At 69.0% G+C, this 12,442-nt stretch carries 12 protein-coding genes; 4 read left to right on the forward strand and 8 right to left on the reverse strand.

All coding sequences use genetic code 11. The features are described 5' to 3' along the window. Window positions 1-32: 32 nt before the first annotated feature. From QE454_RS14960 to sufB, 7 genes are all read right to left on the reverse strand, one after another. On the reverse strand, window positions 33-962 hold the full coding sequence (locus QE454_RS14960; protein WP_307460097.1) for a siderophore-interacting protein: 930 nt from the start codon (window positions 960-962) through the stop codon (window positions 33-35). Between the two features lie 70 nt (window positions 963-1,032). Beyond that, on the reverse strand, window positions 1,033-2,196 hold the full coding sequence (locus QE454_RS14965) for a MalY/PatB family protein (protein WP_307460094.1): 1,164 nt from the start codon (window positions 2,194-2,196) through the stop codon (window positions 1,033-1,035). Between the two features lie 118 nt (window positions 2,197-2,314). Next, the gene (locus tag QE454_RS14970; protein WP_056232125.1) at window positions 2,315-2,644 is read right to left on the reverse strand and encodes a metal-sulfur cluster assembly factor; all 330 of its coding nucleotides are present in this window, start codon (window positions 2,642-2,644) and stop codon (window positions 2,315-2,317) included. Between the two features lie 9 nt (window positions 2,645-2,653). After that, window positions 2,654-3,424, reverse strand: a complete 771-nt coding sequence (sufC, locus tag QE454_RS14975; protein ID WP_307460089.1) for a Fe-S cluster assembly ATPase SufC — start codon at window positions 3,422-3,424, stop codon at window positions 2,654-2,656. Between the two features lie 41 nt (window positions 3,425-3,465). Beyond that, a complete protein-coding gene (locus QE454_RS14980; protein ID WP_115918788.1) occupies window positions 3,466-3,795 on the reverse strand; it encodes a non-heme iron oxygenase ferredoxin subunit in 330 nt (109 codons plus the stop codon). Continuing rightward, the gene (sufD, locus tag QE454_RS14985) at window positions 3,792-4,985 is read right to left on the reverse strand and encodes a Fe-S cluster assembly protein SufD (protein ID WP_210076624.1); all 1,194 of its coding nucleotides are present in this window, start codon (window positions 4,983-4,985) and stop codon (window positions 3,792-3,794) included. Before sufD ends, QE454_RS14980 begins: the two co-directional genes overlap by 4 nt. After that, a complete protein-coding gene (sufB, locus tag QE454_RS14990; protein WP_094734162.1) occupies window positions 4,986-6,404 on the reverse strand; it encodes a Fe-S cluster assembly protein SufB in 1,419 nt (472 codons plus the stop codon). Window positions 6,405-6,653: 249 nt separating this feature from the next. Here sufB and QE454_RS14995 point away from each other — a divergent pair, with 249 nt between their 5' ends. The 3 genes from QE454_RS14995 (at window position 6,654) to QE454_RS15005 (ending at window position 9,051) form a co-directional block, all read left to right on the forward strand. Continuing rightward, entirely contained in the window at window positions 6,654-7,640 is a 987-nt protein-coding gene (locus QE454_RS14995) for a heme A synthase (protein ID WP_307460086.1), read from the forward strand. 279 nt (window positions 7,641-7,919) lie between these two features. Beyond that, window positions 7,920-8,411, forward strand: coding sequence for a dinucleotide-utilizing enzyme (locus QE454_RS15000; RefSeq protein ID WP_210076628.1), 492 nt, complete (start codon window positions 7,920-7,922; stop codon window positions 8,409-8,411). 85 nt (window positions 8,412-8,496) lie between these two features. Next, window positions 8,497-9,051 carry a GNAT family N-acetyltransferase gene (locus tag QE454_RS15005; protein ID WP_307460083.1) on the forward strand — a complete coding sequence of 185 codons (555 nt, stop codon included), beginning with the start codon at window positions 8,497-8,499 and terminating at the stop codon, window positions 9,049-9,051. Between the two features lie 97 nt (window positions 9,052-9,148). Here QE454_RS15005 and QE454_RS15010 read toward each other — a convergent pair whose 3' ends face one another. Continuing rightward, the gene (locus QE454_RS15010) at window positions 9,149-10,075 is read right to left on the reverse strand and encodes a heme o synthase (RefSeq protein ID WP_210076632.1); all 927 of its coding nucleotides are present in this window, start codon (window positions 10,073-10,075) and stop codon (window positions 9,149-9,151) included. Window positions 10,076-10,304: 229 nt separating this feature from the next. Between QE454_RS15010 and tkt the strand changes: the two genes are divergently transcribed. Beyond that, the gene (gene tkt, locus QE454_RS15015) at window positions 10,305-12,434 is read left to right on the forward strand and encodes a transketolase (protein ID WP_307460078.1); all 2,130 of its coding nucleotides are present in this window, start codon (window positions 10,305-10,307) and stop codon (window positions 12,432-12,434) included. Window positions 12,435-12,442 lie beyond the last annotated feature (8 nt).

Below are 12,442 nucleotides of genomic sequence, written 5' to 3' on the forward strand. Positions count from 1 at the left end.
GGGCTTGTCTCGTTCGGCGTGGAACGTGCCGCTTACGCCGTGCGCTCGACCTGACCCGCGCGCCAGTACCCCATGAACGCCACACGCCCGCGGTCGACGCCGCAGCCAGAGACGAGCATGCGGCGCAGCAGCTTCACCGTCGACGATTCGCCCGCGATCCAGGCGTAGAACTCCCCCTCGGCGTCGGCCGGGCTGTCCCACAGCAGCTCGACGTCGAGGTCGATGTCTTCGAGCACCTGCGGGCGGGGCGCGGCCGCCCGCGCCAGAACGTCACCGGATGCCGCGGTCCAGGCCTCCATGGCCTCGATCAACGCCTCGCCGTGGGGCCGTTCGCCACGCGGAAGCCAGGTGACGCGCGCATCGCCGCTTCGCACCGGAAGGGCGTCGTCGACATCGGGCACCTCGATGAACGCGTCGACCTCGAGACCCGGCTCAAGCCCCTCGAGCACAGCGCAGATCGCCGGAGCGGCGGTCTCGTCGCCGGCCAGCACGATGCGACGAGCCGTACCGGGATGGAAGTCGATCCCCTGCTCCGACTCGGGGCTGCGCGCGTCGGGCCCGACGACCACGAGCTGGTCGCCGACGGTCGCGGCCTCGGCCCACGAACCCGCGGGGCCGGCGTCGTGGTGCACGACGAAGTCGATGTCGAGCTCGCGTGCCTCGGGATCGATCCGGCGCACGGTGTAGGTACGGAACGGCATCCGCTGCTCGTCAGGAAGGTCGCGCCAGCGGATGTACCACTCGCCGTTGGCGATGGCGTCCGGGTCCTCCTGTCCGATGTCGCAGACGGTGCCGTCCCGACCGGGCAGGACCAGCTTGACGCGCTGGTCGCGACGGTCGGTGCCGAAGACGTCGAAGTCGGGCGATGTGAACGTCACGCGCACGAAGTGCGGCGAGAGTCGCCGCGCTTCCTTCACCACGGCGACGTACGGGCGGTAGGCGGGACGCGTGGCAGTGATCACGAGATAAGGATACCCTTACCTTGTCTCGAATGCCACGCCGCTGCCTCGACGACGAGGTACCCCCGCCGGGCTACCCGCGATCGACGAGTCCCCCGATGCGCTCGATCGCCTCGCGCAGCACCTCGGGCGCGCACCCGACGTTGATGCGCACGTGCCCCACGCCCTCGACGCCGAAGAGCGGCCCGTGATGCAGGGCCACCTGGGCCTCGCGACGGATGAACGGAGCGGGGTTGTCGCCCCAGCCGTACGCCGAGACGTCGACCCACGCGAGGAACCCCGCCTCGGGGACGCGATAGCGCGCGAGCGGCAGATGCTCGGCGAGCAGGTCGGCGAGCAGCCGGCGATTGGAATCCAGGGCCACGAGCAGCGACGCGAGCCACTCGTCGCTGTCGACGGAGAACGCCGCGCGATTCGCGATGACGCCGAACAGCCCCGCTCGCCACTCCACCTCCCACGGGAGTCCGCGGACGACGGCGGCGGTGTCCTCCGCCCCCGTCACGATGACCGCGCACTTGAGGCCGGCGAGGTTGTACGTCTTGCTCGCGCTCGTCACGGTGTAGCCGACCGCGGCGGCATCGTCGCCGGCATCCAGGAAGGGGGTGAACACCGCCGGGGCGTGAGTGAGCGGCGCGTGGATCTCGTCGCTGACCACGCTGGCGCCGTAACGCCGGGCCAGACGCGCGAGGGCCGCGAGCGACTCACGCGAGTGGACGGTTCCGGTCGGGTTGTGCGGGTTGCACAGCAGCACGGCACGCGCGCCCCCGGCCAGCGCCCGCTCGATGCCATCGAGATCCAGACTCCACCGTTCGCCGTCGTCCACCAGCGGGACGCGCTCGACCACGGCCCCCGCCTCCTCGACGGTGTCGTAGAACGGCGGATACACCGGCGGCGTCACGACCACCCGGTCGCCGGGCGAGGTCACCGCGCGCAGCACCTCGACGACGCCCATCATCACGTCGCCCGTCCAGCGGATGCGCGCCGTATCCGGCCGCCACCCCCACTGCCGCTCGGCGAAGTCGGCGAAGTCGAGATCGATGCCCGGTCGCGGCGGGGTGTACCCCGTGTCACCGATCTCGACGGCCCGGTGCAGAGCGTTCGTGATGGCCGGCGCGAGCGGAAAGTCGGTCTCGGCCACGAACATCGGGATCACGTCATCGTCGTAGGAACGCCACTTCGTGCTGCTGCGCTGGCGCAGAAGCTCGAGCGGCAGGGCCTGCAACGGGAGAACGCTCATGCGAAAAGCCTAACGAGAGCCCCGGATGCCGAGCATCCGGCGCGTCAGAGGAGGACACACGACGCGCAAAGAACCACGAACGCCCACCCCCGGAGGGATGGGCGTCCATGAGAGGATCTCAGATCGCGAAACCGAGGGCGCGCATCATGTCGCGACCGTCGTCGGTGATCCGTTCGGGGCCCCACGGCGGCATCCACACCCAGTTGATGCGGAAGCGTTCCACGACGTTGTCGAGGGCCTGGGCCGTCTGCTCTTCGAGCACGTCGGTCAGCGGGCAGCCGGCCGAGGTGAGGGTCATGTGGATGACGAGCGCGTCGTTCTCGTCATCCCACGCGAGATCGTAGATGAGGCCGAGGTCGACGACGTTGATCCCCAGTTCGGGGTCCATGACGTCTTTGAGAGCCTCGGTGACCTCGTCGTACTTCTCGGGAGCGAGGGTTGCGGTCATGTAACGATCCTACGCGTCGATCGGCGTACCGGCCTCGAGGAAGCGGTCGTAACCCTCTTCTTCGAGTCGGTCGGCGAGCTCGGGCCCGCCCTCTTCGACGATGCGGCCCTTGACGACCACGTGCACGAAGTCGGGGCGGATGTAGCGCAGGATTCGCGTGTAGTGGGTGATGAGCAGCACACCGAGACCGGTCTGCTCCTTCGCGCGGTTCACACCCTCGGACACGATCTTCAGCGCGTCGACGTCGAGACCCGAGTCGGTCTCGTCGAGCACGGCGATCTTCGGCTTGAGCAGCTCGAGCTGGAGGATCTCGTGGCGCTTCTTCTCGCCGCCCGAGAATCCCTCGTTCACATTGCGGGAGGCGAACTTCGGGTCCATGCGGAGGTTCTCCATGGCGCCCTTGACGTCTTTGGTCCACGAGCGGATCGCCGGGGCCTCGCCGTCGATGGCCGTCTTGGCGGTGCGCAGGAAGTTCGTGACGGTGACGCCGGGGATCTCGACCGGGTACTGCATCGCCAGGAAGAGGCCCGCGCGAGCGCGCTCGTCGACGCTCATCTCGAGGACGTCCTCGCCGTCGAGCGTGATGGAGCCGCTCGTGACGGTGTACTTGGGGTGACCGGCGATCGTGTACGCCAGGGTCGACTTGCCCGAGCCGTTGGGGCCCATGATCGCGTGGGTCTCACCGGTGCGCATGGTCAGCGTCACGCCGTTGAGGATCGGGGTCGTACCGTTCTCCGTCTCGACCGTCACGTGGAGGTCGCGGATCTCGAGGACAGACATGGTGTTCCTTACTCGTAAATTCTGGGGGTCGTGGGCGCGGCTCAGGCCGTCGCCTTGGTGACGGACGGATCGATGAGCACGTCGTCTCCGTCGATCACGACCTCGTACACGGGAACCGGCTCGTAGGCCGGGAGGTTCAGCGGGCGGCCGGTCTTCAGCGAGAACGCCGAGCCGTGGGCCCAGCACTCCAGGGTCTCCCCCTCGACGAAGCCGTCGGAGAGCGAGATGTCGCCGTGCGTGCACACGTCGCCGATCGCGTGGACATCGCCGTTGCCGTCGAGGACGACGGCGATCGCGACACCGTCGATCTCGACGCGGTGCGCCTCGTCTTGCGTGAGGTCGCTGAGGGCGCAGGCGCGGGAGGCGCTCACGCCGGGGCTCCCGCGGCCAGCTCGTGCTCGATGGCCTCGATGAGCTCGATCTCGAGCTCGGGGATGCCGATGCGCTGCACGATCTCGCTGAGGAAGCCGAGCACGACGAGGCGGCGAGCCTCGTCTTCCGCGATGCCGCGAGCCTGCAGGTAGAACAGCTGCTCGTCGTCGAAACGCCCCGTGGCGCTGGCGTGGCCGGCGCCCTGGATGTCGCCCGTCTCGATCTCGAGGTTCGGGATCGAGTCGGCGCGGGCACCGTCGGTGAGAACGAGGTTGCGGTTGGCCTCGTAGGAGTCGGTGCCCGTGGCATCCGGTCCGATGAGGACATCGCCGATCCACACGCTGCGCGCGCTCTCGCCCTGCAGGGCGCCCTTGTACAGCACGTCACCGACCGTGTGCGGTCCCTTGTGATGCAGGTAGACCTGTGACTCGAGGTGCTGACCGGCGTCGGCGAACGACAGGCCGTACAGGCGTCCCTCGGCGCCGGGTCCCGACAGCTCCACCGAGGGGTTCACGCGCACGACACCGCCGCCGAAGCTCACCACGACGTGCGTGAGCTTGGCGTCGCGGTCGACGCGGGCCTGGTGGGATGCCGCGTGCACGGCGTCGTCGTTCCAGCGCTGCACCGAGACGACGGTGAGGTCGGCGCCGTCGCGCACGATGATCTCGACGTTCTGCGCGTGGTTCGCGGTGCCCTCGTGACGCAGCACCACGGTGCCGCGCGAGTTCGGCTGCGCCTCGATCACGACGTGGGCGTGCGCGAGGCCGCCCGTGCCGGTCAGGCGGACGACGACGGGCTCGTCGAGCTCGACGTTCGCGGGGATACGCAGCAGCGGCGCCTCGGCCTCGTGCTGCCAGGCGAGGGCGGCGGTGAGGTCTTCCGGACGGAAGTGCTCGCCGCGCGGAGCCTCACCGGCGGCCAGCCGCAGCTGCTCGACGGCGGCGGGGGCGCTCACCTCGACCGAGACAACGCCCGAGGGGCCCGCCTCGTCGACGAACAGCGGCGCGAGCCGGGCGATGGGCGTCAGCTTCCAGTTGACCTCGCGGCCCGTGGGCACACCGAAGTCAGCCGGATCGAACGAGGTCGGTCGCTCGGAGCGCGTCTGCACCGGAACGACGGATGCCACGAGTGCGGCGGGGTCGATATGCCCCTCCGCGGCGGCTGCGGGGGTCTGAGTCGCAGTCGTCATTTAGCCTACGGATCCTTCCATGCCCATCTCGATGAGCTTGTTGAGCTCGAGCGCGTATTCCATCGGCAGCTCGCGAGCGATCGGCTCGATGAAGCCGCGCACGATCATGGCCATGGCCTCGTCTTCGGGCATGCCGCGCGACTGCAGGTAGAACAGCTGCTCTTCGCTGACCTTGGAGACCGTGGCCTCGTGGCCGAGCTGCACGTCGTCGACGCGGATGTCGATCGCGGGATAGGTGTCGCTGCGCGAGATCGTGTCGACCAGCAGGGCGTCGCAACGCACCGTGTTCGCGGAGTGGTGCGCATTGGCATCCACTCGGACCTCACCGCGGTAGCCCGCCCGACCGCCACCACGGGCGATCGACTTCGAAACGATCGACGACTGCGTGTAGGGCGCCATGTGGATCATCTTCGCGCCGGCGTCCTGGTGCTGACCGGGACCGGCGAAGGCGACCGAGAGGGTCTCGCCCTTGGCGTGCTCACCCATGAGGTAGATGGAGGGGTACTTCATCGTGACCTTGGAGCCGATGTTGCCGTCGACCCACTCCATGGTCGCGCCCTCGTGCGCGATGGCGCGCTTGGTGACGAGGTTGTAGACGTTGTTCGACCAGTTCTGGATCGTCGTGTAGCGAACGCGGGCGTTCTTCTTCACGATGATCTCGACCACGGCCGAGTGCAGCGAGTCGCTCTTGTAGATGGGAGCGGTGCAGCCCTCGATGTAGTGGACGTAGCTGTCCTCGTCGGCGATGATCAGCGTCCGCTCGAACTGGCCCATGTTCTCGGTGTTGATGCGGAAGTACGCCTGGAGGGGGATCTCGACGTGCACGCCCTTGGGGACGTAGACGAAGGAGCCGCCCGACCAGACCGCCGTGTTGAGAGCGGCGAACTTGTTGTCTCCGGCGGGGATGACGGTGCCGAAGTACTCTTCGAAGAATTCGGGGTGCTCGCGCAGAGCGGTGTCGGTGTCCATGAAGATGACACCCTGCTGCTCGAGGTCCTCGCGGATCTGGTGGTAGACCACCTCGGACTCGTACTGCGCGGCGACGCCGGCGACGAGGCGCTGACGCTCGGCCTCGGGGATGCCGAGCTTCTCGTAGGTGTTGCGGATCTCTTCCGGAAGGTCTTCCCAGGTCTGCGCCTGCTTCTCGGTCGAGCGTACGAAGTACTTGATGTTGTCGAAGTCGATCTCCGACAGGTCTGCACCCCAGGTGGGCATGGGCTTGCGGCCGAAGAGCTGGTAGCCCTTCAGGCGCGTCTTCAGCATCCACTCGGGCTCGGACTTGAGGGCGGAGATCCCGCGCACCACGTCCTCGTTGATCCCGCGCTGCGCGATCGCGCCGGCGGCATCGGTGTCGTGCCAGCCGAACTCGTATTGCCCCAGGCTTTCGAGCTCGGGTCGGTCGATGAGTACATCGGACATGGTGATCACTCTCCTTCTCGGGCCACAACGGTGTCATCCGCCCCGGCATTCCGGACTCCGGTCGAAGTCTCAGGAAGGTCGCTGGTGGGCCCGCTCGAAGGCGCTGGCTGCGCGCCTAGACTGTCGTGGGTGCGGAACGCGTGAGCGCTGCACCCGGACCCTTTGATTCTACAGGCAACACCCGCTCTCGGCATGGCAGGCCCACTCTCCCGACGGCCAGGAGCACTTCGACGCCAGGAAGCCGTACGCATGCCCTCCGCCTCGTCCCCCACCGCCTCCACCCGCGACTCCGGCGCTCTGCGCCGCCTGATCGGATGGCTCCCCACCGACGTCGACCGTCGCGTGCGCGTTTTCGCCTGGTTGTCGTTCGTCGCCGAGGTGCTCATCATCGGCACCGGGGGCGCCGTGCGCCTCACCGGCTCGGGCCTCGGCTGCCCGACCTGGCCCAAGTGCACGCCCGACTCGCTCGTGAACACGCAGGAGATGGGCGTCCACGGTGTGATCGAGTTCGGCAACCGGACGCTGACCGGGCTGGTCGGGATCCTCGCCATCGCCGTGGTGGTGCTCGTCTGGCGCATGCGGCACGAGCGCCGCGTGCTGTTCGTGCTCGCGCTCGTCGTGCTCGTGGGGATCGTCGCCCAGGCCGTCGTCGGCGGCATCACGGTGCTCACCGGCCTCAACCCCTTCATCGTCGGCTTCCACTACGTCGCCTCGGTGTCCCTCGTGGCGGTGTGCGCCGCCTTCCTCGTGCGGATGAACCAGCCCGCCGGCCCTCGCCTGCTCGCGGTCCCCCGCTGGTTCGCCGGCCTGGTCCACGCGACGACGGGCGTCCTCGCCCTCACGATCGTCTTCGGCGTGCTCACCACCGGCGCGGGCCCCCACTCGGGTGACGCCTCCGCCGGACGCAACGGGTTCGACGCCGAAGTGCTCGAGCACGTGCACTCGTGGCCCGGGTACGCGCTGTTCGCGCTGACGCTCGTCGTGGTCGTCGCGGCGTGGCGTCTGCGCCTGCCGGTGCGCCGCTGGGCGATCGCCCTGCTCGCCGTCGAACTCGTTCAGATCGCCGTCGGTCTCTACCAGGCACGCAACGGTCTGCCCGAGTTCGCGGTCGGTACCCACATGGTGCTCGCGGCCCTGACCGCCGCCACCATGACCGTCGTGGTGCTGCGCCTGAAGCGGCCCGCGACCGCGGGCCGAAACGATGCCGCACGCGAGACGGCGGCCGCCCGCGGCTGACGCGGGGCCGGGGTCTGCGCCGAGACGCGCTCTCGCCGACGGTCCGCTTCGCCGCCGGCCGGCATCCGCTCGGCACCGCGATGTCCACCTCCGCATGCCCTCAGGGCGCGGATCGGACCCCCTTATACGCTCATAGGCGTTTCATCGGCGACCCCTACACAGCACACCGGCGCATGGGTCATGGTCGAACATGGCACTTTCGTGTCCACCGTCCCGTCGTCCCCCGCTTCGGGACCCGCCGCCCGACACCCCCCGTCGGAACGACAAGGAGTACTCCCCATGAAGACCCGTCCCCGCCTGGTGACCAGCATCCCGTTCTGGGTGCTCGTCGTCGCATCCCTGGCCGCAATCGCCGGCGGACTCGCGATCGTCCTGAACGGGATCGACGCGATGGAGCAGGTGCTCAACGATCCGAACGCCACCGTCGTGCAGGTCTACGTCGGCCAGTCGTGGGTCGTCGTCGGCGCCGCCGTCCTCGGCGCGGGTGCGATCGGCATCGTCGCGGTCCTCGCCCTCGCCGCCGCCACCGCGCTCACCCGCCGTCCCGACGTCGCTATCGAGACCATCGACTGGAGCAGCGACGACGAGACCGTCGCCGAGGACTCCGCTCCCGTCGCCCCGTTCGCGCCCGCCACGACCGCCACGCCCCTCGCGGTGGAGGATGCCGACGTCGAGACGCCGTCGACCGCGACCGCTCCCCCGCAGGCCGCAGCGTCCGCTCGCCACGACGAGCCCCGGCTCGACGCCGGAGACGACGCCACGCGTCGCTGATCCCGCGCCTCGAAGCGCCCGCTCCCGATGGGGGCGGGCGCTTTTCGCGTCTCCGGAGGACGGGTCGAATGCGTACCGTGGAGGGATGTTCACACTGCGCACGACCCGGGAGGTCGACTGGCCAGAGGTGCGGTCGTTCCGCATCGAGAACGCCACGGACAACCCCGTGTCGTGGACCGCGACCGTCGAAGAGACGCTGCTCATCCCGGACGAAGGCTGGAAGATGCGCGCACGTCGCGGCGAACAACCGGACACGACGAGCCTGGCCGCCATCGCCGACGAGACGGGTCGATGGCTCGGGATGATGTGCGCGCAGCTCGGCGATGCGCACGGTCCGGAACCCGTCCTCACGGGCGTGTATGTGACCCCGGACGCGCGCGGGCGTGAGAACGGCGTCACCGACGCCCTGCTCGCCGCGGTCCTGAGCTGGGCGGCCACACGCGGAACGACCCTCCGGCTCTGGGTGGCCGAGCGCGCCGCCCCGGCCCGGAAGTACTACACCCGAAACGGGTTCGTCTCCACTGGACGCACCCAGGAGCTTCGGGTCCTCGGACGCGAACCCCACCCCGACGACGGCGGCCTCGTGGAGATGAGTCGCTCCCTGATCGCCGACGCACCCCGCGCGGACGCCGACCGCTGATCGCCACGGCCCCGGCTCGCTCGGTCACGCCAGGAACCGGCATCCGGAACGAAAAAGCGCCCGCCCCGAGAACGGGGCGGGCGCTTTCTGGAAGAGATCAGAACGGAAGCAGCGGGTCGACCGCGATCGCGACGAACAACAGGGTGAGGTAGGTGATGGAGGCGTGGAACACGCGCATCGGCCGGGGCTCTCCGCCGCGTACGGCACGGGAGTACAGCCGGTGCGACTCGTAGATGAACCACCCGCCGAACACGAGCGCCGAGACCGTGTAGACCAGGCCCATCGGCGCGACGGGGATGAGCAGCAGCGAGCACGCGACGGTGGCCCACGCGTAGAGGATGACCTGCAGGCCGACCTGCGAACCACTGCGCGTCGCGCCGAGCATGGGTACGTCGACCTCGTCGTACTGGGCGGCGTACTTCATCGACAGCGGCCAGTAGTGCGGGGGCGTCCACAGGAACACCAGGGCGAAGAGGATGAACGGCGTCCACGAGAGCGAGCCCGTCACCGCCGACCAGCCGATGAGCACCGGGAAACACCCCGCGATGCCGCCCCAGACGATGTTCTGCTCGGTGCGGCGCTTGAGGATCATCGTGTAGATCACGACGTAGAAGAAGATCGCTGCGGCCGACAGACCCGCCGCGAGGACGTTGGTGAAGGCCCACAGCCAGATCGTCGAGACCGCCGCGAGCGTCCACGCGAAGATCAGCGCACCGCGCGGCGAGACCTCTCCCGTCACGAGCGGGCGGTTGACCGTGCGCTGCATGTGGGCGTCGATGTCGCGATCGAGGTACATGTTGAACGCCGCCGCCGACCCCGCGCTGAGCGAACCGCCGATGACGGTGGCGAGGATCAGCCACAGGTTGGGAAGGCCGCCCTGCGCCAGGATCATCACCGGCACGGTGGTCACCAACAGAAGCTCGAGGACGCGGGGCTTGGTCAGAGCGACGTAGGCCCGGAGGGTGCGTCCGACGGAGCGGCGATCGGTCGTCGCAATGACGTGCGACGTCGTCGAGATGTCCATCGTCCCCCGGGGTAGCGCGAATAGAACCCTCACGATTCTATGCCATCCCCACCACACGGCCGGCCGCCTGTCGACCCCCGTCACGCACCGCGACCTGCACCGGCGTTCTCGCTATGCTGACGGAGAACGCGCGCCCCGCGCCGACACCCCACCCCTCTCCCACTCCTACGGTGGTGAGTGCGGCGTCGGAAGTGAACCCGGGCGCTCAGTATCGAGAAAGGCGACCCAGTTGTCGGACTTCGAATGGGATGACATCGATCGGCGCGCGGTGGACACCGCTCGCGTTCTCGCGGCGGATGCCGTGGAGAAGGTGGGCAACGGCCACCCCGGAACCGCGATGTCGCTCGCTCCCGCGGCCTACCTGCTCTACCAGCGCGTCATGCGCCACGATCCCGCCGACACCCACTGGCCGGGTCGCGATCGCTTCATCCTGTCGGTCGGACACTCCTCGCTGACGCAGTACGTGCAGCTGTACCTCGGCGGCTTCGGTCTCGAGAAGAAGGACCTCGAGGCGCTGCGCACCTGGGGCTCGCTGACCCCCGGCCACCCCGAGTACGGTCACACCGACGGCGTCGAGATCACCACGGGTCCCCTCGGCCAGGGACTCGCCTCCTCGGTCGGCTTCGCCTACGCGGCGCGCTACGAGCGCGGTCTGTTCGACCCCGAGTCCCCCGCCGGCGAGAGCCCCTTCGACCACTACGTCTACGTCATCGCCGGTGATGGCGACCTCCAGGAGGGCGTGACCAGCGAGGCCTCCTCGCTCGCCGGCCATCAGGAGCTCGGCAACCTCATCGCCATCTACGACTCGAACCAGATCTCGATCGAGGACGACACCAACGTCGCCTTCACCGAGGACGTCCAGAAGCGCTACGAGGCGTACGGCTGGCACGTGCAGACGGTCGACTGGAAGAAGACCGGTCAGTACGTCGAAGACGTCGCCGAGCTGCACGCGGCCATCGAGGCCGCGAAGGGCGAGACGAGCAAGCCCTCGCTGATCATCCTCAAGACGATCATCGGCTGGCCCTCGCCCGGCAAGCAGAACTCCGGCAAGATCCACGGCTCCGCCCTCGGCGCCGATGAGCTCAAGGCGACGAAGGAGGTGCTCGGTTTCGATCCCGAGCAGCACTTCGCCGTCGACGACGACGTCATCGCCCACACGCGCAAGCTGGTCGAGCGGGGCGAGGCCGAGAAGGCCGCCTGGCAGCAGAAGTTCGACGCCTGGGCCGAGGCCCACCCCGAGCGCAAACAGCTGTGGGACCGCCTGCAGGCCCGGGAGCTCCCCGCCGGCATCGCCGACGCCCTCCCCGCCTTCGAAGCGGGCAAGGACGTCTCGACCCGCGCCGCCAGCGGCACGGTCATCAACGCCCTCGCCGCCGAGCTCCCCGAGCTCTGGGGCGGTTCGGCCGACCTCGCCGAGTCGAACCTCACGACGATCAAGGATGCCAAGTCCTTCATCCCCGCCGAGTGGTCGACACACGAGTGGTCCGGCGACGCCTACGGGCGCGTGCTGCACTTCGGCATCCGCGAGCACGCGATGGGCGCGATCCTCAACGGCATCGTGCTGCACGGGCCCACGCGCCCCTTCGGCGGCACGTTCCTCATCTTCAGCGACTACATGCGCCCGCCGGTGCGTCTGGCCGCGCTGATGAACATCCCGACGATCTTCGTCTGGACGCACGACTCCGTCGCCCTCGGCGAGGACGGTCCCACGCACCAGCCGATCGAGCAGATCGCCACGCTTCGCGCCATCCCGAACTTCGCCCTCGTGCGTCCCGCGGATGCCAACGAGACGAGCGTGGTCTGGCTCGAGATGCTGCGCCGCACCGCCGGCCCCGCCGGTATCGCCCTGACCCGCCAGAACATCCCCGTCTTCGCCCGCGGCGAGGGCGCGGCATCCGGTGACGAGTTCGCCTCCGCCGAAGGCGCGGTCAAGGGAGCATACGTGCTGGCCGAGGCCAAGAACGGCGAGCCCGACGTGATCCTCATCGCGACCGGCTCCGAGGTGCAGCTTGCCGTCGAGGCGCGAGAGACGCTCGCGGCCGAGGGCGTGCACGCCCGCGTCGTGTCGGCCCCCTCGCTCGAGTGGTTCGCCGAGCAGGACGAGGCGTACCGCGAGTCGGTGCTGCCCTCGTCGGTCAAGGCACGCGTGTCGGTCGAGGCAGGCTCCGCCCTCAGCTGGGCGGGCATCGTCGGCGACGCCGGTCGCTCGGTCGCGATCGACCACTTCGGTGCGTCGGCCGACTACAAGACCCTTTTCCAGAAGTTCGGCATCACGACGGAGCACGTCGTCGAGGCCGCCCGCGAGTCGCTTGCTGCCGCGGGAGCGGCAGCCGGACAGACGTCCGCAACGCAGAAGTAATCAGAGGA

This window comes from Microbacterium sp. SORGH_AS_0454 (genome assembly GCF_031453395.1).
Classification (GTDB): Bacteria; Actinomycetota; Actinomycetes; order Actinomycetales; family Microbacteriaceae; genus Microbacterium.

What these genes read in the sequence shown, in the direction of transcription:
- QE454_RS14965 (WP_307460094.1), bottom strand. Translation starts at nt 2,196, where the DNA reads ATGAGCGTTCTCCCGTTGCAGGCCCTGCCGCTCGAGCTTCTGCGCCAG.
- QE454_RS14970 (WP_056232125.1), bottom strand. Translation starts at nt 2,644, where the DNA reads ATGACCGCAACCCTCGCTCCCGAGAAGTACGACGAGGTCACCGAGGCT.
- sufC (WP_307460089.1), bottom strand. Translation starts at nt 3,424, where the DNA reads ATGTCTGTCCTCGAGATCCGCGACCTCCACGTGACGGTCGAGACGGAG.
- sufD (WP_210076624.1), bottom strand. Translation starts at nt 4,985, where the DNA reads ATGACGACTGCGACTCAGACCCCCGCAGCCGCCGCGGAGGGGCATATC.
- sufB (WP_094734162.1), bottom strand. Translation starts at nt 6,404, where the DNA reads ATGTCCGATGTACTCATCGACCGACCCGAGCTCGAAAGCCTGGGGCAA.
- QE454_RS14995 (WP_307460086.1), top strand. Translation starts at nt 6,654, where the DNA reads ATGCCCTCCGCCTCGTCCCCCACCGCCTCCACCCGCGACTCCGGCGCT.
- QE454_RS15000 (WP_210076628.1), top strand. Translation starts at nt 7,920, where the DNA reads ATGAAGACCCGTCCCCGCCTGGTGACCAGCATCCCGTTCTGGGTGCTC.
- QE454_RS15005 (WP_307460083.1), top strand. Translation starts at nt 8,497, where the DNA reads ATGTTCACACTGCGCACGACCCGGGAGGTCGACTGGCCAGAGGTGCGG.
- QE454_RS15010 (WP_210076632.1), bottom strand. Translation starts at nt 10,075, where the DNA reads ATGGACATCTCGACGACGTCGCACGTCATTGCGACGACCGATCGCCGC.